At 38.2% G+C, this 22258-nt stretch carries 18 protein-coding genes; 12 read left to right on the forward strand and 6 right to left on the reverse strand.

Going from position 1 to position 22258, the window contains the following annotated elements; genetic code table 11:
• The first annotated feature begins 157 nt into the window (after positions 1-157).
• Positions 158-730 carry a UbiX family flavin prenyltransferase gene (locus DD649_RS14135; protein ID WP_294107976.1) on the forward strand — a complete coding sequence of 191 codons (573 nt, stop codon included), beginning with the start codon at positions 158-160 and terminating at the stop codon, positions 728-730.
• A gap of 16 nt (positions 731-746) precedes the next feature.
• On the opposite strand, the gene DD649_RS14140 is transcribed toward DD649_RS14135, so the two are convergent.
• Positions 747-1655 carry a TIGR01777 family oxidoreductase gene (locus DD649_RS14140; protein WP_294107978.1) on the reverse strand — a complete coding sequence of 303 codons (909 nt, stop codon included), beginning with the start codon at positions 1653-1655 and terminating at the stop codon, positions 747-749.
• A gap of 335 nt (positions 1656-1990) precedes the next feature.
• Here DD649_RS14140 and yfcD point away from each other — a divergent pair, with 335 nt between their 5' ends.
• The 5 genes from yfcD (at position 1991) to DD649_RS14165 (ending at position 7320) form a co-directional block, all read left to right on the forward strand.
• Positions 1991-2533, forward strand: a complete 543-nt coding sequence (yfcD, locus tag DD649_RS14145; RefSeq protein WP_294107981.1) for an NUDIX hydrolase YfcD — start codon at positions 1991-1993, stop codon at positions 2531-2533.
• Positions 2534-2785: 252 nt separating this feature from the next.
• Positions 2786-3997, forward strand: a complete 1212-nt coding sequence (locus tag DD649_RS14150) for a M24 family metallopeptidase (RefSeq protein WP_336430871.1) — start codon at positions 2786-2788, stop codon at positions 3995-3997.
• A gap of 20 nt (positions 3998-4017) precedes the next feature.
• Entirely contained in the window at positions 4018-4215 is a 198-nt protein-coding gene (locus DD649_RS14155; protein WP_336430862.1) for a DUF3311 domain-containing protein, read from the forward strand.
• Complete coding sequence (locus DD649_RS14160; protein WP_294107984.1) at positions 4212-5654, forward strand: sodium:solute symporter; 1443 nt, start codon at positions 4212-4214, stop codon at positions 5652-5654. The genes DD649_RS14155 and DD649_RS14160 overlap by 4 nt, the downstream gene beginning before the upstream one ends.
• Positions 5655-5961: 307 nt before the next feature.
• Positions 5962-7320 carry a hypothetical protein gene (locus DD649_RS14165; RefSeq protein ID WP_294107986.1) on the forward strand — a complete coding sequence of 453 codons (1359 nt, stop codon included), beginning with the start codon at positions 5962-5964 and terminating at the stop codon, positions 7318-7320.
• Positions 7321-7380: 60 nt separating this feature from the next.
• Here DD649_RS14165 and DD649_RS14170 read toward each other — a convergent pair whose 3' ends face one another.
• Complete coding sequence (locus tag DD649_RS14170) at positions 7381-7851, reverse strand: DMT family transporter (RefSeq protein ID WP_294107988.1); 471 nt, start codon at positions 7849-7851, stop codon at positions 7381-7383.
• Between the two features lie 103 nt (positions 7852-7954).
• Here DD649_RS14170 and DD649_RS14175 point away from each other — a divergent pair, with 103 nt between their 5' ends.
• Positions 7955-8860 carry a LysR family transcriptional regulator gene (locus DD649_RS14175; protein WP_294107990.1) on the forward strand — a complete coding sequence of 302 codons (906 nt, stop codon included), beginning with the start codon at positions 7955-7957 and terminating at the stop codon, positions 8858-8860.
• A gap of 124 nt (positions 8861-8984) precedes the next feature.
• On the opposite strand, the gene pta is transcribed toward DD649_RS14175, so the two are convergent.
• Together pta and ackA are read right to left on the reverse strand one after the other, a co-directional pair.
• Positions 8985-11129 (reverse strand): phosphate acetyltransferase, encoded by a 2145-nt coding sequence (gene pta / locus DD649_RS14180; RefSeq protein WP_294107992.1) that lies wholly within the window; start codon positions 11127-11129, stop codon positions 8985-8987.
• Between the two features lie 61 nt (positions 11130-11190).
• Positions 11191-12390, reverse strand: a complete 1200-nt coding sequence (ackA, locus tag DD649_RS14185) for an acetate kinase (protein ID WP_294107994.1) — start codon at positions 12388-12390, stop codon at positions 11191-11193.
• 639 nt (positions 12391-13029) lie between these two features.
• On the opposite strand from ackA, the gene yfbV reads away from it, so the two are divergent.
• The 4 genes from yfbV to DD649_RS14205 all read left to right on the forward strand — a co-directional run bounded on the left by yfbV (position 13030) and on the right by DD649_RS14205 (position 17181).
• A complete protein-coding gene (gene yfbV, locus DD649_RS14190; RefSeq protein ID WP_294107996.1) occupies positions 13030-13485 on the forward strand; it encodes a terminus macrodomain insulation protein YfbV in 456 nt (151 codons plus the stop codon).
• Between the two features lie 270 nt (positions 13486-13755).
• Positions 13756-14250 (forward strand): YfbU family protein, encoded by a 495-nt coding sequence (locus DD649_RS14195; RefSeq protein ID WP_336430872.1) that lies wholly within the window; start codon positions 13756-13758, stop codon positions 14248-14250.
• A gap of 340 nt (positions 14251-14590) precedes the next feature.
• Positions 14591-15265 carry a sugar phosphatase gene (locus DD649_RS14200; protein ID WP_294107998.1) on the forward strand — a complete coding sequence of 225 codons (675 nt, stop codon included), beginning with the start codon at positions 14591-14593 and terminating at the stop codon, positions 15263-15265.
• Between the two features lie 86 nt (positions 15266-15351).
• Positions 15352-17181 carry an SLC13 family permease gene (locus DD649_RS14205; RefSeq protein ID WP_294108000.1) on the forward strand — a complete coding sequence of 610 codons (1830 nt, stop codon included), beginning with the start codon at positions 15352-15354 and terminating at the stop codon, positions 17179-17181.
• A gap of 499 nt (positions 17182-17680) precedes the next feature.
• On the opposite strand, the gene yfbR is transcribed toward DD649_RS14205, so the two are convergent.
• Entirely contained in the window at positions 17681-18262 is a 582-nt protein-coding gene (gene yfbR, locus DD649_RS14210) for a 5'-deoxynucleotidase (RefSeq protein ID WP_294108002.1), read from the reverse strand.
• Between the two features lie 752 nt (positions 18263-19014).
• Positions 19015-20229, reverse strand: coding sequence for a pyridoxal phosphate-dependent aminotransferase (locus DD649_RS14215; RefSeq protein WP_294108003.1), 1215 nt, complete (start codon positions 20227-20229; stop codon positions 19015-19017).
• Positions 20230-21175: 946 nt separating this feature from the next.
• Between DD649_RS14215 and DD649_RS14220 the strand changes: the two genes are divergently transcribed.
• Positions 21176-22099, forward strand: a complete 924-nt coding sequence (locus tag DD649_RS14220) for a LysR family transcriptional regulator (RefSeq protein ID WP_294108005.1) — start codon at positions 21176-21178, stop codon at positions 22097-22099.
• The last annotated feature ends 159 nt before the right edge of the window (positions 22100-22258 follow it).

Consider the following 22258-nt stretch of genomic DNA (forward strand, 5'->3'; position numbering starts at 1 on the left):
CGCGGGTACTTTTGTATCTATTGATGTTATTTATTATGATTAATGTCTCTTTGCAGGCTAACGAATCGTTAGGATCATGATTTATATATTTAAGGGCTTTTCTTTGTAATAATTGCTACTATTATTACCGATGACTTTGATTAAACGGAAAAGCTGTATGAAGAAACTTATCATTGGGTTAACTGGGGCAAGTGGTGCGATTTATGGCATTAGATTGCTGGAAGTATTAAAACCTGTACAAAATGTAGAAACTCATTTGGTGATAAGTGCGGCGGCTCGCCAGACATTAGCCTTAGAAACTCAATATAGCGTTAAAGATGTACATCAGCTAGCTGACCATGTCTATGATAGTCGTGATATTGCAGCCGCTATCTCCTCAGGTTCATTTCGTACCGCTGGCATGGTAATAATGCCATGCACCATGAAAACCCTTTCTGGCATTGTGCATAGTTATACTGATACGTTGGTGACCAGAGCGGCAGATGTAGTGTTAAAAGAAGGTAAGAAATTAGTATTAGGCATAAGAGAAACACCACTACATTTAGGTCATTTGCGTTTATTGGTGCAAGCGGCAGAAATGGGCGCTGTTATTATGCCACCCATGCCTGCTTTTTATCATCAACCTGCAACGATTCAAGATATCGTGGATCAAACTATCAATAGAGTGCTTGATCAGTTTGATATCGAGCTAGAAAACGACCTATTTACCCGTTGGACAGGGGATAAATAGGCTCATATTCGTTTAGCTAAGTATCATCTTTCACTAACAAGTCAGTTAGTGCTTCTTTTAATTCGACAAATTTGAATTCAAACCCAGCGTCTTCTAATCGTTTTGGAATAGCTTGCTGTCCGCCTAATACTAAAGCGGCAGATTCCCCTAACATGGTTTTAATAACAAAAGCAGGGGTGCGGACAAACGCAGGTCTGTTGATGATATCTCCTAAAATAGCGGCAAACTGGTCATTATGCACAGGGTAAGGCGCTGTCATATTAAATGGTCCAGAAAGTTCAGGGGAATCGAGTAAAAAACAAATTGCTCTGACCATATCGTCGATATGTATCCATGGCATGAATTGTTTTCCGTGACCGATAGGACCACCCGCAGCCATTTTAAAGATAGGTAGCACTTTTTCTAATACGCCACCTTTTGGCGATAAAACAAGTCCAGTGCGCATTAAGCAGACTCTCGTTGCAGAGGATTGTGCATTTTGTGCAAGCGCTTCCCAATGCTGAGCAAGTTGATGGGTAAACTCGTCATGGGGTTGGTCAAACTCAGTAATAACAGATTGGCCTTGATCACCATAGTAACCCACGGCAGAACCTGATAGGAATACTGCTGGAGGTGTTTCACTTGCATTGATAAGTTCGGTTAGCTGCTGCGTAATTTTCCAACGGCTATCGCAGAGTATTTTTTTTTGTTCATCAGTCCAACGTTTTTCAGCGATGGGTTCCCCCGCTAGATTGATGATAGCATCAAAATCATTTAAGTTTTTTATATCACTAAGGGAGGTCCAGCATTCAACTGCTTTACAAAAAAGACTATAAACTTTCTGCGGAGAGCGGCTCAAGACGGTTATCTGATGTGAGCGAGAGACGAGCTCTTGGACAAGTTGAGTGCCAATTAGGCCTGTGCCACCAGTAATTAATATTTTCATTTTTTGGCTCCTTTATACCTGTCATACTACTAGCCGCAGCGCAATAGTCTAAATTTAAATTTGTGAGAATTTATGTCACTTCCATTTGCTAACTATAGCACCTGCGATATTGATTTGTGGACTTTAAGATAAAGTCTTTCAAAAAGTTATCTGGACGACTATTCTAAGACAATAAAGTCTCCTTATTGTGATAGAAACAAAACACAAATTTGGTTAGGATCACTTGCATCAGACTGATGAAAAGCATAACTTGTATCAAATTATTTGCCTAAATTATTAGGGCAATCTATTTATGGCATAAAGCTGTATTACAGGCTTAAAAAAAGGTTTTCAGGATGGAACAACAGACCGAGTTAGTTGAGTGGGTTGATATTGTCGATGATGACAATATGGTTATCGCTCAAGCGACACGCAGCCAGATGCGAGCCGAAAATTTGCGTCATCGTGCCACTTATATCGTGGTTCATGATGGTGCGGGTAAAATTTTGATTCAAAAACGAACTGATATCAAAGATTTTCACCCTGGCCTATTAGATGCAACAGCAGGGGGAGTGGTGACTCAAGGTGAGAACATACTCGATTCTGCGAAACGTGAAGCAGAGGAAGAGCTCGGTATTGCTGCCGTTCCTTTTGCAGAGCATGGACATTTTTATTTTGAAGATGAAAATTGTCGTGTTTGGGGCGGGCTATTTAGTTGTGTTAGTCATGGCCCATTTGCGCTTCAAGAAACTGAAGTTGCTGAAGTTAGTTGGTTAACACCACAAGAAATCAGCGCACGTTGTGATGAGTTTACCCCCGACTCGTTAAAAGCGCTTTCATTATGGTTAACACGAAATAATGAGTTTGAGAAAGCCATTAGTTGTGCTGAAAACTCATAATCAAATAGTATTAAATCTCTCAAGGGCTAATATATTTAGCCCTTTTGCTTTTTTAGCGTAATTTCAACTCTCTAAGATGTCAGTTCTTTGACTAATATATAACTATTGGTTATATCTAGCTTGCAGGTTATTCAATGTATTTATTTCAACTCAGGATATAATCCGCCTGTGCGTCACGTTTTGTAATTGCTTGATGTATGAATAAAACTACTGGCTAAGAGAATAAAAATGATAATTCATAAAGCAGATCTTTTGTTAAAACAACAACACCTCGAAAGTGTCACTTATAAAGCGCGTGAAATAATGAACCGCGATGGAATAGAAGCTTTGATCGCTACCGTGGGGGATAATTTTTATCACTTAACCGGTTTCGCAAGTTTCTTTATGTATACTTTTAGACAAACTGGCTCGGCTATTGCGGTTATTTTTCGTGATCCAGAGATTAAATCGCTTGTGATTATGAATGAATTTGAAGCATCAAGCTTGCAGCTTCAAATGCCAAATACACATATTAAAACGTTTCCAATTTGGGTCGATGTTGATGATCCTTTTAATCCAGATAATGGCAAGGTTGTGAAAGCAAGACCGATTAACAGTCCTATCGAAACGGTTTTTACGTTACTAAAAGATGCGTTAACTGACGCTGGCGTATATGGGAAGCCTGTTGCGATTGAGCTAGGGCAAATCACACATACAGGTAAGATTTGGTTAGAGAAGATAATACCGAGTTTAAACCTTGTTGATTCATCTCCGCTATTTAATGAATTACGTATGATTAAAAGTGAGTGGGAAATTAATCACCTCAGAAAAAGTGCACAAATTACTGAGGCAGGCATTGAAGCGGCGAGTAAATTAATTAAAGTGGGTTGTACTTCCGCACAACTAACGGCTGCATTTAAAGCTAAAGTGATGGAATACCCAGATACAAATTATAGTCGTTTTCACTTAATTTCGGTCGGAAGCGATTTTTCACCAAAATTATTACCTGATGATGTGCCTGCAAAAGAAGGTGATTTAGTTAAATTTGATTGTGGTGTTGATGTTGCCGGCTATGGTGCTGATATTGCGCGTACTTTTGTTGTTGGGAAGCCGAATGAAAAAGTCAGTCAAATATATCAAACTATATTGAAAGGTCATCAATATATGCTAAATCGTATCGCGCCTGGTGTGCTATTAAGCGACGTATTCAATGAAACGATGGCATTAATTCGCTGCTCAGGGCTTCCTCATTATAATCGAGGGCATTTGGGGCATGGTGATGGTGTTTTTGTTGGTTTAGAAGAAGCGCCATTTGTCAGCGCTGCGACAACAGAAGTGTTTCGCGCTGGCATGGTGATGAGCCTTGAAACACCTTATTACGGTATTGGTGTAGGCGGCATAATGATTGAAGACATGCTACTTATTACTGAAAATGGTGTGGAAATGTTAAGTCATTTACCTCGCGAATTAGTCTCTCTCGGGTGAGTTGAAGAAGGAATTTTTCTATGAAATGGTATCACTATTTAGTTATTTTCCCGATCTTGGCATTAACGCTAGGTATTTATTACGCCAATCGGGTTGAACCTTTTGTTATGGGGCTTCCGTTCCTTATGTTTTGGATTGTAACATGGGTTGTTATCACTGTATTTATCATGTTGCTAATCAATATATTAGATAACAAAACAACTAAGGAAACGCCATGAGTTCTGCGCTTATTGTCATTATTGCGTTTTTCGTTTTTAGTATTTATTTAGCCATTCGAGCAAAAAAAGGCAAAACGATGGACCACGAAGGGTGGTCTGTGGGGAGCCGTAGCTATGGCGCCTTATTAGTTTTTTTGCTAAGTGCAGGGGAAATTTATACTACATTTACTTTTTTAGGTGGTAGTGGTTGGGCATATGGTAAAGGGCCTGCAATTTTATATACCTTGGCTGTTAATGCGTTTATGGGGATATTTCTTTATTGGGTTCATCCTCGAATTTGGCGCTTTGCAAAAGATCATGATGTTAGAACGATTTCTGATTTGTTTGCCGCTAAATATAAAAGTCAGGGATTAGGGCTGCTCATTAGTTTAATATCAATTGCAGCAATGGTACCTTTGTTTGTTTTACAGTTAAAAGGGTTAGGGATTATCGTTTCCCAAGCGTCCTATGGGGCAATACCTGCGGATATGGCAATCTGGATTGGTATTATTGCTGTGACCTTATTTGTAATGATTTCGGGTATTCATGGTTCTGCATGGACATCTGCGTTAAAAGATTTAATGATTTTGGTTGTGGTTATTTTTATCGGTATTTATATCCCACTGCATTATTACGGAAGCTTTGGTGATATGTTTAAAGCGATAGATACAGCAATGCCGAATTATTTGACCTTTGCTGAAACGGGTTTAAACATACCTTGGTATATATCCACAATATTCCTATCTGTTATTGCTTATTTTTGTTGGCCTCATTATATGGCCGCAGTATTTACCGCCAAAGATGAAAAATCATTAAAACGTAATAGTATTTTAATTCCAGCATATAGTTTAATTATGTTATTTGCTTTCTTTGTTGGTTATGCAGCGATATTGCAGATCCCACATCTTGAAGGCTCGATGGTCGATTTATCATTATTTGAAATCTCGAAATCCACCTTTTCGCCACTCATAGTTGGATTTATTGGTGCAGCAGGTATGTTGACTGCACTCGTACCTGGTTCAATGTTGCTATTAACTACGTCCAATATGCTTGCAGGTGTGGTGCAAAAGGCATTGAATGTCAGTGAAGAAAAGCGCCAGTCAGGAATTTATGCACGTTATATGGTGCCTTTTGTTGCACTGGTTAGCTTGTATTTTATTTTCCACAGTAATGATACTTTAGTCGCTATTATGTTGCTTGGTGTGAATATTGTGGCTCAATTCTTTCCTGCATTATTGATGAGCTTCAAACAACGTAATCCAATGACTCCAATGGGTGCAATTACAGGTATTCTCGCGGGAGTGATTTTCCTTGCGGTAACCTATATAGAACACATTTCATTATCACAGCTGTTCCCATGGTTGGGTAATGGACTGAACTTTATGAATATCGGTATTGCTGCCTTTATTTTAAATATTGTGATTGCAACAGTAGTTTCATTATTTACACAAAAGAAATAGTAAGTGTAAATTAATGATGAGTTAAATTAAATGCCAAGTAGTGAAGTTACTTGGCATTTTTATTTTTTTTCTATGGTTGCTTGTTATTCATTTTTTACTTTTTTAAAAAAATTAACGAATAAAAAATAGATGTAATGCTTAAAGATTGTTAGAGTCGTTATCTTGTAAAGTATCTGTTAATCCCTATTATGATTTGTGTTGGTTATAACATTCTATTGTTATGGCTTTAAAAATATTAATCATCAGAACTAAATTATTTAAATTAATTTAGAGTTTGAATTGTTACATCAAATTAATGGGGCTTAATATGTTAGAAAATGAATCCGTTGAATTACTAAAGAATCAGAAAGGAATAGATAAATGTCCGCCAGATAAATTGGCTCTTTATACAAATGTTGATTATAACAATTCGGAGATTGGGGATATTTTATTAATATCACCAGATATTCAACTTGATCAAGAAGAACTTGAATCATATGGATTTGATGTTGGACAACATGATGGTGTTTCCTGCGTAGTCAATAATATGAATCAAGCAGCCTCATTGGTTGCTGGCCTTAATCTTGATGGTGATATATTAAATGTGCCTGCAATGTCATCTATTCCGTCGCTGGTCCCTCAGGGATGGAATGATTTAACTCGTTCTGTTGTTTCTGCGCCTGTTGCATTAGTCACGTTAGAAATATCTTCAGAAAGCCCACTGAATGTTATATTAGGTCAGGAAAATAATATTGAGCTTAATATAGAAAATAAAAGCAGCATCACCGTTCCTGGCGTTACATTAGAAGTTACCGTAAAAAATAATGATCTGATTACCGTCGTTTCCTATCCTGAAATTATTGATCTTCCAGGAAGCGAAATAACAACAATACCTGTGTCTCTCAAAGGAAATAAAACAGGTGAAACAACTCTGAGTGTTCGAATTTATACACCAATTGGTTTTATTAATCAGGGAAGTAATACCTATGATGTGAATGCTGAAGTTAAAGGTGTCATTACATTAAAATTGACACTGGATAAACAAATTGTTTTATTAACCGGAGAAACAAAATCAGTTCCGCTGAAAATAACAAATCAAAGTAATGTGACCATTAATGGTTTAATTGTTGGCGCAACATCAGGCAATGATGCAATTATGACTGTGGGTGAATTTAATTCGCCGGTTGATATATATCAGAATGACTCAGTCGTTATTGATATACCTTTGAATGCAAATTCATCAGCAACGGGTACTACAAATCTGGTATGCAGTTTGACTCCACCAGCCGGTTATGAAAATGAAGGTGATAATAATATTACTTCAACGGTTACTGTAACAGCGGAAAGAGAATTAGAAGTATTACAGGAGTTCCAAGCAAGTTGGGCAGGGGAAGGTGGTTACTTATATAGCTATATGTTGACTTTAAAATCACAGAATACCAGAGTCAATAAGTGGGAGCTTAGTTTTCAGCTACCTTCAGGTGCAGTTGTTTCTGAAAATTGGTATGAAAGTCAGAAAAATTGGTTAACAAAGGTCGAGGTCGACGGAAATGTTATATTAAGCAATACTACTGGACATACTATTGACCCTGGAGTTGATCTTCCACTGCAAATTCAGTTGGTTTATCCTGACCAATCTGAATATTATAAATATATTTACAGCCTATCTCTTCGCCAGATTCAATAATAGATCCTAGTTTATAAAATGCATCATTGTTAAGTGATGCATTTTATATTTTGTGAATAATTATTTGCGTGAAAATTGGACAAATAAAACACCTACGATGACAAAGGCGATGCCCAAAATTTTGCTAACAGGAATGGGGTTTTGAGGCATACCAAACCAGCCGAATTGTTCAATTAAAGCCGAAATCATTAACTGCCCCGCAATCACCATCACAAAAAATGTCGTACTACCAATTTTAGGTACCAATATTAAGGCTGAGGTGAGATAAAGCATTCCCGCAATACCGCCAAACCAAATCCAGATAGGTTGACTTAATAGCTCAAGCGTAAAGTTTGGTTTAGGAACTTTAAAAATAAATAGCAGTGGAATTAATACAATGATACTGACTAATAGTGAAATTGCACTGGCCCATAATGGATGACCTAAATGACGGGCTAGAATAGCATTACTGGCGGCTTGAATAGGTACGACGGCACCGGCAAAAAGCGCCATAGAAATCAATAAAATCCCTGAAATAGAAAGTGTAGACATCATTACCTCACGGTTAACAGTTAACCAAATTTGATTTACTATAAGGGTAATGAGTTGGGTGCCTATTGGGAAATGAACAATTTTATAAGGTACTATTCGCCACATGAATAACTTAAGAAGACTAGATTTAAATCAATTAGTGACTTTGCAAGCTCTATTGAGTGAGCGTCATGTGAGTCGTGCTGCGGAAGCGTTACATAAAAGTCAGCCTGCGGTGAGTCACACGTTGAATCAGCTTAGGGAGTTATTTCAAGATCCGCTGCTAATTCGTCAACAAGGCCAGTATCAATTAACCAGTAAAGCCGAATCACTTTATTTGCCGTTGACTCAGGCGTTAGGACAACTTGATGATTTAATTGCACAACAAAATTTTAAGCCATCCCATTGTCATCGCAGATTTAATATTGCGATGTCAGATTATGGCGCTGCGATCATCGCAACCAAACTCGCTCACTACTTGCGTTTAAATGCGCCAGATGTCGATTTGAAAATTTGGCATTGTAGTCGAGAAGAAATGCAAAATAAATTACATGAAGGGAGTTTAGATTTAGCTTTTGGGGTGTTTAATGCACTTGATTATACGTTACGTGGGCAATCAATTTTTAGCGATACTATGGTTAGTGTAGCAGATAAAACAATATGTCCTAATGAGCAAATGGATTTAACTCAGTGGCTCTCTTACCCTCATATTTCAGTGAGTATGAAACCCTATGATGCTAATGAAGTTGATTACGCCCTTAAATTACTTAATCAACAACGACGTATTGCGATTACAGTACCTTATTGGCAGATTGCTTCTCAATTATTAGAAAATAGCGATTTGATACTGACTGTGGCTAAAAAAGCCTTACCTCAACAATTGAGCAATAGTCTTGTCATATTTGAGCCACCATTAGATATGCCTACGTTAGAGTTTCAAATGATTTGGCATGAACGAAGTGATGGTGATAATGCATTAAATTGGTTAAGACAATCTGTCATTAATATTTTAAATCCAATCAGTACATAGCAATGACGTTTTCATTAGATGAGGGCAGAGAACTGTTGAACGACGTCCAATAAAAAATGCTAACCAAGTTCATTGGCTAGCATTTTATTTGTGTCTTAATTCATAGCTTCATTAAGATAATGAATTATGCACCTTCATTCTGCGCAGCTTGAATTGCTGTCAGTGCCACAGTGTAAACAATATCGTCTACCAGTGCGCCACGAGACAAGTCATTAACCGGTTTACGCATACCTTGTAGCATCGGTCCAATTGACACGAGGTCAGCTGAACGTTGTACTGCTTTGTAGGTAGTATTACCAGTATTCAAGTCAGGGAAGATAAAGACAGTCGCTTTACCTGCAACAGGTGAATTTGGCGCTTTAGACTTAGCCACATCCGCCATTACTGCCGCATCGTACTGTAATGGACCATCAATGATTAAATCAGGACGTTTTTCTTGTGCTAAGCGAGTCGCTTCACGAACTTTCTCAACATCACTACCTGCACCTGAATTACCTGTTGAATAGGAAATCATTGCAACGCGAGGGTCGATACCAAAGGCTTTTGCTGAGTCGGCAGATTGGATAGCGATTTCAGACAATTGCTCAGCTGTTGGATCTGGATTGATTGCGCAGTCACCGTAAACAAACACTTGTTCAGGCAGCAGCATAAAGAACACAGATGAAACCAATGAGCTACCTGGCGCCGTTTTAATCAACTGAAGTGGTGGGCGAATGGTGTTAGCTGTGGTGTGAACTGCACCAGAAACGAGGCCATCAACTTCACCTTTTTCTAGCATCAATGTACCCAGAACGACGTTGTCTTCAAGTTGTTCACGTGCAACAACTTCTGTCATTCCTTTGCTTTTACGCAATTCGACTAAACGAGCGACATATTCTTCACGCGCTTTGATTGGGTCAACAATTTCAATACCAGTGCCAAGCTCAATACCTTGAGCCGCAGCAACACGGCGAATATCATCAGGATTACCTAATAACACGCAAGTTGCGATACCACGTTCTGCACAAATTGAAGCAGCTTTGACTGTACGAGGTTCGTCACCTTCTGGCAGTACAATGCGTTTTCCGGCTTTACGTGCAAGTTCAGTTAATTGATAACGGAACGCTGGTGGTGATAGACGATTAGGGCGCTCTGAGTCAGCAACCAGTGATTCAATCCAATCACTACTAATATGGCGTGCAACATAGTTTTGAATTTTTTCGATACGTTCATGGTCATCTGCTGGGACTTCTAAACTGAAACTTTGCAGATTCAGTGAAGTTTGCCATGTATTACTATCAACCATGAAAACTGGCAGACCAGTTTCAAATGCTTGTTCACATAATTTGCGAATAGGTGCATCGATATCATAGCCGCCTGTAAGCAGTATCGCACCGATTTCAACGCCATTCATTGCAGCCAATGAAGCAGAAACTAATACATCAGGACGATCCGCTGAGGTGACTAATAATGAACCCGGACGGAAATGCTCAAGCATGTGTGGAATACTGCGAGCACAGAATGTAACTGATTTAACGCGGCGAGTTTTGATTTCACCTTCATTAACCACTTTAGCATTCAAGTGTTTTGCCATATCAATTGCACGAGTAGCAATTAAATCAAAGTTCCATGGAATAGACGCAAGGACGGGCAAATTCAATGAGGTCAGTGATTTAGTATCAATGTTAGCAATAGTTGCTTTGGTTGAATCATCAAAAATTTCTGACAAGTCAGGGCGAGTGCGACCTTGTTCATCAACAGGTGCATTCACTTTATTGATCATGACACCAATAATGTTCTTATTGCGTTGACCGCCAAACTCGTTACGGACTAGCTCAAGACGCTCTTGCATTTGTGTGATGCTGCTATTACCCGGAGCGGTAACGAAAACAATTTCCGCGCCCAATGTTTTAGCAATTTCATAGTTTAATGATTGTGCAAAAGAGTGTTTACGAGTTGGAACTAAACCTTCAATAAGAATGACTTCAGCATCTTTTGTATGGTCATGGTAGCGCGCGACAATCTCTTCCATCAAAATATCTTTTTTTGATGAAGTCAGCAGCGATTCTACATATTCCATTGTCAGCGGTTCGACAATCGTTGTGATGCTTGAATGGGAGCGTAATACTTCAGTGGTTTGATCTTTATTGCCTGAAATACGTGGCTGGGCGATTGGCTTAAAGACGCTTAGTTGAACGCCTTTTTGTTCCATTGAGCGAACGACACCCAAGCTGACGCTGGTTAAACCAACGCTGGTGCCTGTAGGAATTAACATAATTGTACGGGACACGGGAACCTCTTTTTTCTGTGCAAAATAAAACCGCCAGCTAATTGCTGGCGGCTTAAGTTTGTTACGCGGTTAGACGCGCAGCATCTTGTGCTATAACCAATTCTTCGTTGGTTGGAATAACCAATGCAGGACGGCTGTTATCAGTAGTGATCACGCCTTCTTTACCGAAGCGTGCCGCTAAGTTGCGTTCGTGGTCATATTCAAAGCCCAGAATCGCTAATTTTTTCAACGTAATTTCGCGAACTTGTGCAGAGTTTTCACCAATACCGCCGGTGAAAATGATGGCATCAAGACGGCCTTCCATCAGTGCACTGTAAGCACCAACGTATTTCGCTAAGCGATGGCAGAAAACGTCCATGGCACGAGTTGCATCTGCTTTAGTACCGTAGTTATCTTCAACATAACGGCAGTCGCTGGTGACACCTGTTAAACCAAGTAAACCTGATTCTTTAGTCAGCATTTTGTTGATTTGATCAACACTCATACCTAATGAATCATGCAGATGGAAAATAATAGCAGGGTCGATATCACCACTACGAGTTCCCATGACTAAACCTTCTAATGGAGTTAGACCCATTGAAGTATCAACACATTTACCGTTAACAATTGCAGCAACAGAACCACCGTTGCCTAAATGGCAAGTGATAACGTTGAGTTCATCAACTGGTTTATTAAGTCTTTTCGCAGCTTCACGAGAAACATAGAAATGGCTAGTACCGTGAGCACCATAACGGCGAATGCTATGCTCAGAATATAATTCATATGGCAGAGCATATAGGTAAGATTCTTCAGGCATTGTCTGATGGAATGCAGTGTCAAATACCGCAACATTTTTAGTTATCAGATGTGGGAATGATTTGATTGCTTCTTCAATACCAATAAGGTGAGCAGGGTTGTGCAGCGGTGCGAATGGGATAGCGGCTTTAATACCCGCGATAACATCGTCGTTAATCAGCACAGATGATGTGAATTTCTCACCACCATGAACAATGCGGTGGCCAATAGAGGTGATCTGTGCAGATAGCTCAGGTTTTTCAGCAAGAATAGTGTTAACAATGAAGTCCAACGCTTCGCTATGTGCAGCGCCAGCACCTAGAGATGCTTCATGTTTAGCGCCATCCATTTTCCACTTAATACGGGCTTCAGGCAGATTAAAACACTCAGCTAAACCTGATAAAAATTCATCACCATTAGTTGGGTCGATGATGGCGAATTTCAGTGAGGAGCTACCGCAGTTTAGAACCAGTACCAGCTTTGACATGGAAATACCTATCGTTAATTGTTGTTGTGAAGTCTTTAAAAAAGCCTAACTCGCTTACAAAGACTTAGAAAATAATATTAGCTGCTAGAGCCTAGCGCATTTATTGCTCAAAGCGTCATGATTGATATCATGGTTCAAGCAATTACCCATCATTTTTTGAATTACAGTAGGAATGACCTAGTGCTGTTTATATTTCAAATTATTTTGGATAAAGCGCTAATTTTTCTGATTAAATTTTCCATAAGGAAATATTTAACGTCTGGTGTTGAAATAACGTTCAAAACCCCAATATATAACTGTAGCTTATTAATTTATCGGCGCTATAAAGTAACAAAATCCAACAGCAATTCTAAATAGAGTCAATTCTACTAAAATTATTTTATATTTTATATGTTTTTTTTAAATACAGGCAGTTTGATTGATTAAAATCATAAGCACTCTATCACTGTAATTATAGCAAATGTAGATATACGAATGCGGTAGAAGTAAGAGAATAGCTGATTTTGTCTAAAGTAGTTTGATTTAGGGTAAATAAAGCAAAATATTTTTTCTGTCACCTGAGTGTGCGTTCTCGCTCGGATTGGCGTAAGCTAGTAAGTAACATTCTTTGATTTTTAAGATGTCCATAGGAAGCGATACATGAGCACATTACAAAATACACCGCCGGGTTTTTTTAAAAAATTCAGATTAGGAAATCGTTATCTGAAGACCTTTCCTATGGAAAAGAAACTCGCTCCCATTTTTCCTGAGATCCGGATTAATAAAGCGGTTCGTTTCGGTATTCGCTTCATGCCACCATTGGCTATTTTCACCTTAGCATGGCAAATAGCTCTCGGCGGTCAACTCGGTCCAGCCATTGCAACCGCACTATTTGCCTGTAGTTTACCAATGCAAGGTTTATGGTGGTTAGGTAAAAAGGCCGCAACGCCTTTGCCTGCAACGTTACTAAGCTGGTTCTATGAGATCCGTGAGAAATTTGTCGAGGCCGGTATTGCGATGGGTCCCATCGAGCATCAACCTGACTATATGGCACTTGCTGATTTGCTGAAACGCGCTTTTAAGCAGTTGGATCGGTCATTTCTTGAAGATATCTAAAACAAACACGTTGATTTTGTAAAATAAAATCGATAAAAAATAACTAGCTCTAGGTATATCTATTATGGATATAGAGTTAGTTATGATTTGAATTATTTTGAGTAACTGGGATTATTGGGCCAAATAATCGCGCTTTAGACTAATAAAAGTGTGACTTAACAACAAGTAATATAAAAAACCCGTTTAGATCAATAAAAGTTATGTTTTTACTGTCTATCATGATTGTTGAATGCGAAGATTGAATCAATAATTTTCTCTAGGAGAGCCATGATGGAAATGACCAATGCCCAACGCCTAATTTTATCTAATCAATATAAAATGATGACCATGCTAGACCCTGCGAATGCAGAGCGCTATCGCCGTTCACAAACTATTATCGAGCGTGGTTTTGGCTTGCAAATGCGTGAGTTAGATAGAGATTTTGGCCATTTAAGTGAAGACACCTGCCGGACAGTGATTGATATTATGGAAATGTATCATGCACTGCAGGTCTCATTCGGCAACATGGATAATCAACAAGATATCGATGGCCGCCGTGTTCAATTCCTAGGTTTTGATGCCCCAACAGAATCCCGCTACTTAAGTTACGTTCGCTTTATGGTGAACACTGAAGGGCGTTATACGCATTTTGATAGTGGCACTCATGGCTTTAACTCGCAAACACCAATGTGGGATAAGTATGTCAGAATGCTGGCTATTTGGCACGCTTGTCCGCGTCAGTATCATCTTTCGGCGGTGGAGATTAGCCAAATCATTAACGCTTGATTTTTTACTCTTCATATTTCGCGCTGTAGCGGCGTTAGCTTCACTCACTAACCCTAGTCACATACTTATGTATGCTCCTAGGGCTTAGCGCGCTTGCCGCCTAGCTACAGCATAAACTCCTTAGAGCAAATAGAATTAATAAAATATAAAAACCGTAAACTCCATTCTACTTTTCTTCTTGTTGTTTAACTCTTCAGCGCATTCAAATCTAAGCTTTTTGCTTAATTCTTAATTATTTTTGATATCTAGGTTGCGTATGTGCCCGTATTTAGCGTTAACTAATGCACAGGTCTAGAATCAACTCAAATTTTGTCGTGGATAAAAAATTAAAGGGGTAGACGTGAAATTAAAAGCAAAAGGTTTTCTATTTGACCTTGATGGCACATTAGCAGATTCATTAGCCGTGGTTGAGCGTGCTTGGTGTAAATTTGGTGAAAAAATTGGTAAAACGCCAGAGGAAATTGTCAGTTTTATCCATGGGAAGCCTGCACTGACAAGTTTACGTCATTTTCTACCCGCAGCGAGCGAAGAAGAAATTATGACTTATTTTCGCTGGCTAGAAAAAATGGAAAGCGAAGATACTGATGGTGTTATTGCATTGCCTGGTGCGATAGCGCTATTGTTGCGCTTGAATGAATTAGGTGCGCCCTGGGCTATTGTGACTTCGGGTACGGTGCCTATTGCACATGGTCGTCAAAAAGCGGCGGGATTACCTGAACCCAAGCACTGGGTAACTTTTGAAAAAGTTACAAAAGGCAAGCCTGATCCTGAGCCATTTATGCTAGGCGCTAAAGCACTATCACTTAACGCAAATGAGTGTGTTTCGTTTGAAGATGCGCCCGCAGGCATCTATTCTGCACTTGATGCCGGTAGCCAAGTCGTGGCAGTCCATGCACCTGACAATATGCCACGAAGAAATGAAATCGATATAATTGTCAGTTCATTGGCGCAAATTTCGGTTATAGGTCCTGACAATAATGGTGATTTCACCCTTTTAGTAGCAAAAAATGTTTAATAGTGATCTAATCAAAGAAATTGTACCCAAAACATGATTAACTAAGGGAAATATTTAACACTGCTTTTTCGTCGAAAGGGGATATTTTGAACGGAGAATTGTTGTGGGTGTTAACCCTGTTATTGATTGCAATAGTCCTATTTACCACTAATAAAATTCGCATGGATGTTGTGGCATTATTGGTAATAGTGGCATTTGTACTAAGTGATACGTTGACGTTAGCGCAGGCTACGGCGGGGTTTTCTGATCCTAACGTATTGCTTATTGCGGCTTTATTTGTGATAGGTGATGGCTTAGTTCGTACCGGCATTGCCTATCAAATGGGGGATTGGCTTGTTCGTGTTGCGGGTAGCAGCGAAAGCAAAATGTTAGTTTTCCTGATGTTGACTGTTGCTGGACTCGGTGCCTTTATGAGTTCAACTGGCGTTGTTGCTATCTTCATCCCCGTCGTTTTGAGCGTTGCGGCTCGGATGAAAACATCACCAAGCCGTTTGATGATGCCGCTTGGTTTTGCTGGGTTAATCAGTGGAATGATGACGTTAGTGGCGACTCCGCCAAATATGGTCGTCAATAGTGAGCTTGTCAGAGAAGGAATCAAAGGTTTTCAATTTTTCTCAATAACACCTATTGGGATTATCATTTTACTAGCGGGTATAGCTTATATGTGGCTGACTCGCCGCTGGTTAGGCAGTGATGAACCAGACAAACTTCCTGAGCGTTATCGACGTACTTTTCGTGATTTAATTCGTGATTATAGGCTGGCGGGGCGAGCTCGCCGATTAGCGATTCGTTCCGGCTCACCATTGATTGGCCATACCTTAGAAGAATTACATTTGCGCTCACGCTATGAAGCTAACGTTGTCGGTATTGAACGTTGGCGTAAATTTCGTCGAGTAATGGTGAGTGCGACGGGCGGAACGGAATTGCGTGAGCGAGATGTTTTATTAATTGATATTTCAGTTAGTGATGATGATTTGCGCCAATTTTGTTTTGAGCAACAGCTTGAGCCGATGATTTTACGTGGCGATTATTTTTCAGACCAATCTCGTGATGTTGGGATGGCGGAAGTTTCAATGAATCCGGATTCTGAACTGCTGGGTAAAAGTCTTCGTGATATCAAGTTTCGTACGCGTTATGGACTTAATGTCGTTGGTATAAGACGAGATGGAAAAGCGCTTGATGGTAAATTAGTTGATGAAGCGTTGCGAGTCGGGGATGTACTGTTAGTGATTGGGGATTGGAAACTTATTCGTATTTTATCCACCAAGCCACGTAATTTTATCGTCCTTAATTTAGCCGCTGAAGTTGAAGCGGTTGCACCTGCCTCTTCACAGGCTCCTCATGCACTATTTTGTTTAGCATTGATGGTTGCCATGATGGTAACAGATGAAGTTCCTAATTTTATTGCAGCACTTATTGCATGCTTGTTAATGGGTAAATTTCGCTGCATTGATATGGAAAGCGCTTATAAGTCAATTCACTGGCCAAGTATTATTTTAATCGTTGGGATGATGCCATTTGCACTGGCTTTGCAACAAACGGGCGGGATTACGCTTGCCGTTGATTTGCTTATGAATGTTGCAGGCAATATGGGACCTCATGTGATGTTGTTGTGTCTATTTGTCCTTTGTGCGGTCACAGGACTATTTATCTCAAATACGGCAACTGCGGTGTTAATGGCACCCATTGCGATTGCTGCCGCGCGCCAGATGGAAGTTTCGCCATTACCTTTTGCTATGGTGGTTGGTATTGCTGCATCGGCAGCCTTTATGACTCCAATTTCTTCACCGGTTAATACTTTGGTTTTAGGCCCTGGCGGTTATAAGTTTTCTGACTTCTTAAAAATGGGTGTGCCATTTACGATTATTGTGATGGTTATTAGTGTATTAGTCGTACCTATATTGTTTCCTTTCTAAATAGTAAAAATAAAGCTCTAATTATTTAGAGCTTTATTTCTCTACCTTATATTTTAAATAAATATTAGCTATTAATAATTAATCAGCTTTAAATTTGACTACTATATTGTTAGATTTAACGTCTACTATTTATTGAAAGTAGATATTAAAGAAAACGGAAAGATTTAGACGTAATTCTTATTTTGCAGAGGTAAATATTGAATTTTCTTTTGGGGTAAGGCGTTAAAATGTTTTTTTATAATATCCTGAGATAAAATTAAAATAGAAAATGTTTTTTCATTTTTATATGAATTAAGAATACCTGACTTACATGATAATTGGTCTGCTAGAATTACCACAAAGAGTGGTATATCATTGGTACTGAACGTGACCATGGAAAGGCCATTATAGGCGTTAATGGTGATGCAAAAACACTTTATATTGCCTTTCCTGGATCAGGAAGTTGTTCTACTTCACTTGTTAGAACATAAACGAGGAATCAGAACCCTCACTCCACATTTTAATGACTAATTTCATCTAACGAGAGTTTAAAACCTGGTACAAATGTCTCGATGAAATATTCCATTTCAGGGCTATTTCTATCATCGAGCATTTTTTCGAGCCGTTTTTTAGCTAGTTTAAATTCACTATTACCCGCAGATAACTCTTCTAAACACTTAAGATAAGCACATAATGAATCCGCCTGCTTAACAATAAAGTGCTCTTCATCTGTTTGTAAATCTTCAATAAGCAGCGCCTTAAAATCTTCTTGCAGCTCTTCTGGTAGCATATCAAGTAGTTTTTGCTGAGCAAATTTTTCTATTTTTTTATATTCATGAGCAATTTGCTGATTATGATATTTGATTGGTGTAGGGAGGTCACCCGTAATAACTTCACTGGCATCGTGATACATTGCTAGCATAGCTATGCGTTCAGCATTTACATTACCATTAAATTTACGATTTTTAATAATAGCTAAAGCGTGAGCAACCATCGCGACTTGTAAACTATGTTCTGAAACATTTTCTGTCCGAACATTACGCATTAATGGCCAACGATGGATGAGTTTCATTCTAGCAAGGTGGGCGAAAAAATAGCTCATAGATCCTCATTTTTTTGATAAAAAACAATTATAATATATAGCTTTCGAAATGGATATGACTTTATTGAAAAATAATAAAGTTAAAGAAATCAAAATATTATTAATAAAATTATTTATTTATTTATTTATTTATTTATTTATTTATTTATTTATTTATTTAATTATAAGATTACATTATTGGTTCTATTTATTTAGAAAGTTATCTAGGGACATGGCGTAAAATGATATATCTTAATGTGAAATAGAGTGAAACTATTGCTAATATATTTAATGTTAAAATATGTACAACTAATAATGATTTTTACTATTTAATAAAATAGGTTGATACTTGGAAAGTAATCCTAAGTATTAATGGTGAGGTGAAAAATAATGTATGTGTATTTTCTTTTTTTCATAGCTTGCTAAATTGCATTAAATCGAATAAATGGATAGAGATAACTATAAACAACTAAAAAATAACATGTAAAGTCAAAATAAGATGATTGTTTTTTGACTTTAATTATTAATTGATTTGAGGCTATAAAAAATTATAATGAATAGGTTATAGCTCAACATCATTAAGGAACATCATGAAATATTTTCCTATTATATTAGTATTGTTTTTTTTAGCAGCAGTTTATATTATTTCGATAATTTAAAAGTCTAATAATGATTGGTTTTAGTCAGTAATATTCAAAATATGCACTATGATAGATAGAAATAAAATAGCCTCTAATTTATTAGAGGCTATTTTGTGTAATCATAAAATAATTTTATTGACGGTAATTTTCTAAGAACCGCCCAAACTTATTGATCGCCATTTCAAGATCGTCAATATAAGGCAACGTCACGATACGGAAATGGTCAGGTTCTGGCCAGTTAAATGCTGTACCTTGAACAAGAAGAACTTTTTCTTGTAATAGTAGATCAAGGATCATTTTCTGGTCATCGTGAATATTAAAGCGTTTAACATCTATTTTTGGGAACATATACAGTGCACCTTGTGGTTTAACACAAGAAACGCCAGGAATTTGATTGATTAATTCCCATGCACGATTGCGCTGCTCATATAAACGCCCACCGGGTTGAATAAACTCGCTAATACTTTGGTAACCACCAAGAGCAGTTTGAATCGCATGTTGCATCGGTACGTTGGCACATAGACGCATAGATGCAAGCATTTCTAGCCCTTCAATATAACCTTTCGCATGTTTTTTCGGACCATTGAGTACCATCCAGCCTTGGCGGAAGCCGGCAACACGGTAGGTTTTGGATAAACCATTAAAAGTGACAGTGAGCAAATCAGGCGCAAGTGCGGCAATAGAATGATGTTGTGCATCATCATATAAAATTTTGTCATATATTTCATCTGCATAGATGATTAAGTTGTGTTGGCGGGCGATTTCAACAATTTCTAATAGTAGTTCTTTACTATATACCGCGCCTGTTGGGTTATTGGGGTTGATAACCACAATTCCACGGGTTCTAGGACTGATCTTTTTACGGATATCATCGATATCAGGCATCCATCCTTGTTGCTCATCACACATATAGTGAACAGCATTACCTCCAGAAAGCGAAACCGCAGCTGTCCACAGTGGGTAATCTGGCGCAGGCACTAACATTTCATCACCATCATTGAGCAAGGCTTGCATCGCTTGCACAATTAATTCAGAAACGCCATTACCAATATAGACATCTTCAACAGTCATATCGTGAATATTACGAGCTTGATAATGTTGAACGATGGCTTTACGTGCTGAATATAAGCCTTTTGAGTCACAGTAACCCTGTGAGCTTGGTAGATTGCGTAATACGTCAACAAGGATCTCATCGGGTGCTTCAAAGCCAAATGGTGCCGGGTTACCAATATTCAGTTTGAGTACTTTATTGCCTTCTTCTTCTAAGCGTTTCGCTTCTTTCAAAACTGGCCCACGGATGTCATAACAGACATTATCGAGCTTATTGGATTTTGTTAAATTATTCATTGTTCTCTCATTACCCTAACGGGGTTACTTTGGTAGGGGGGCCGGCATTATCACTCTACTGTACTCTTCCCTCGGAAGCTTTTGAAGATGCAAGATAAATTTTGGTGGAAACGGTTGGTTTATACTAAAATGTAATATGTGGTATCTGAAAATATTCATTAATCAGGCTTTAACATCTTACTATATTAGTTATGGTGGAATTAAATTTTAATAATTATTATTGTTTTAGAGTAAAAGTTGAAATAAAGAGACTAAAACGAATAGGATAAATAAAAATTGTATCAAAATGTAATATTGATCTTTAAATCATTAATTAAGAAATAAATTTTACGCATTATTAGTGATTTTTTATAATTTTTAAGCCTATTTTGTTAGTAATATTGATTGTTTGGCTATGTACCATTTAGACAGAATTGAAGGAATTCATTATAACCAAATGATATTTAAACCAATATAAATAAGTCAAGATGATGTTTATAATGTGCTTACATTAAAATAATTGCATTTACATTAAATATGTTAGTATTTAGATATAGGCTTTCTTTTCTCATTTTATTCAGAGAAATGCCTTAAATATGGCAGTATATACCCAAAATAATTCCGATTTACTGGCAGATTACAATTAAAGATGTCTGGATGAACATACCTTAAGTGTGTGATTCTAAAGTTAAATATAATCATCTCTACCTGTAAAAATTAACTGCAAGTTGAAGGAATAGTATATTGAATTTTTTGATAGTGTATTGCTTTAATAAAGCAATTTAGTTTTGACTAGCCATAGTGTCTGCTTCTAGCTTATGTTTTTTATGAGCTTTAATCAGACAACCCAGGAAATGCAGATCTACGGATAAGAGATGCAAAATAAAGTAGTTGATACAAACTCGCTGATTCTCACGGAGGAGAGCAGAAACACCAGGCACCATAAAATTATATAAGAGAATTAACGATGATAAATTCCAATCGTCCAATAATGAATCTAGATCTCGACTTGCTACGTACTTTTATTGCAGTTGCTGATCTAAACACCTTTGCTGCTGCGGCAGCTGCAGTATGTAGAACACAATCGGCAGTGAGCCAACAAATGCAACGTTTAGAGCAGCTAGTCGGCCGCGAGTTATTTGCTCGTCATGGCCGTAATAAGTTGTTAACTGCGCATGGCTTACAATTGTTGGGGTATGCAAGGCAAATATTGCGTGCAAATGATGATGCAACTGCATCACTGGCATACAATGACGCGGATGGCGAATTAAGAATTGGTGCATCCGACGATACTGTTGATGTATTACTTCCATTTTTACTTAATCGTATTGCTTCGGTATATCCGCGTATTGCGGTTGAGGTGCGTATCAAGCGCGCTCAATTTATCGAGTCAATGCTAGATAATCACGAAATAGATTTAGCATTAACAACCGCAAGAATTAGCCATCATCCTAAAACTGCATTAAGAACTGTTCCGGTCTTATGGCACAGTGCGCCTGATTTCCAATTACGCCATAACGAGCCAATTCCATTAGTCGTTATGGATGAAACTAATCCTTATCGCAAATTGTGTACTGCGGCACTGGATGAAGCTAATCTACCTTGGCATATCGCTTATGAGGCAGCATCGCTACCCGCGGTTCGAGCCGCAGTAAATGCAGAAGTTGGTGTGACTGCTAGGCCGATGGAAATGCAAAATGCAGATCTTCGTATACTGAGTGAGTCTGATGGTCTACCACGTCTTCCAGATATTCAATACTGGCTATATAAAAATGCGGATGAACAGAAAGACTTTGTATTAACGGTCTTCAATGCAATTGAAAACAAAAAAATCCCGTATATTGCTACCGCTGCGAGTGATACTACAGAGACTAATTCTATCGAAGGGTAATTTATTTGCCTTTAAGAATGAGTTAATACGTTAATCTGATGTCTCGTTTAGAGCTGAGTTTCTTATTATGGAACTCAGCTTTTTTATTTTTATCTTTCGATAAATGTATTTTTAAAACCATGAGGATTTACTTCATTTTATTATAGATAAAATTAATTG

The organism is Providencia sp. (assembly GCF_003533305.1).
Lineage (GTDB): Bacteria > Pseudomonadota > Gammaproteobacteria > Enterobacterales > Enterobacteriaceae > Providencia.

Coding starts and splice junctions, on each gene's coding strand:
- DD649_RS14135 (WP_294107976.1), top strand. CDS start 158: ATGAAGAAACTTATCATTGGGTTAACTGGGGCAAGTGGTGCGATTTAT.
- DD649_RS14140 (WP_294107978.1), bottom strand. CDS start 1,655: ATGAAAATATTAATTACTGGTGGCACAGGCCTAATTGGCACTCAACTT.
- yfcD (WP_294107981.1), top strand. CDS start 1,991: ATGGAACAACAGACCGAGTTAGTTGAGTGGGTTGATATTGTCGATGAT.
- DD649_RS14155 (WP_336430862.1), top strand. CDS start 4,018: ATGAAATGGTATCACTATTTAGTTATTTTCCCGATCTTGGCATTAACG.
- DD649_RS14160 (WP_294107984.1), top strand. CDS start 4,212: ATGAGTTCTGCGCTTATTGTCATTATTGCGTTTTTCGTTTTTAGTATT.
- DD649_RS14165 (WP_294107986.1), top strand. CDS start 5,962: ATGTTAGAAAATGAATCCGTTGAATTACTAAAGAATCAGAAAGGAATA.
- DD649_RS14170 (WP_294107988.1), bottom strand. CDS start 7,851: ATGTCTACACTTTCTATTTCAGGGATTTTATTGATTTCTATGGCGCTT.
- DD649_RS14175 (WP_294107990.1), top strand. CDS start 7,955: ATGAATAACTTAAGAAGACTAGATTTAAATCAATTAGTGACTTTGCAA.
- ackA (WP_294107994.1), bottom strand. CDS start 12,390: ATGTCAAAGCTGGTACTGGTTCTAAACTGCGGTAGCTCCTCACTGAAA.
- yfbV (WP_294107996.1), top strand. CDS start 13,030: ATGAGCACATTACAAAATACACCGCCGGGTTTTTTTAAAAAATTCAGA.
- DD649_RS14195 (WP_336430872.1), top strand. CDS start 13,756: ATGGAAATGACCAATGCCCAACGCCTAATTTTATCTAATCAATATAAA.
- yfbR (WP_294108002.1), bottom strand. CDS start 18,262: ATGAGCTATTTTTTCGCCCACCTTGCTAGAATGAAACTCATCCATCGT.
- DD649_RS14215 (WP_294108003.1), bottom strand. CDS start 20,229: ATGAATAATTTAACAAAATCCAATAAGCTCGATAATGTCTGTTATGAC.
- DD649_RS14220 (WP_294108005.1), top strand. CDS start 21,176: ATGATAAATTCCAATCGTCCAATAATGAATCTAGATCTCGACTTGCTA.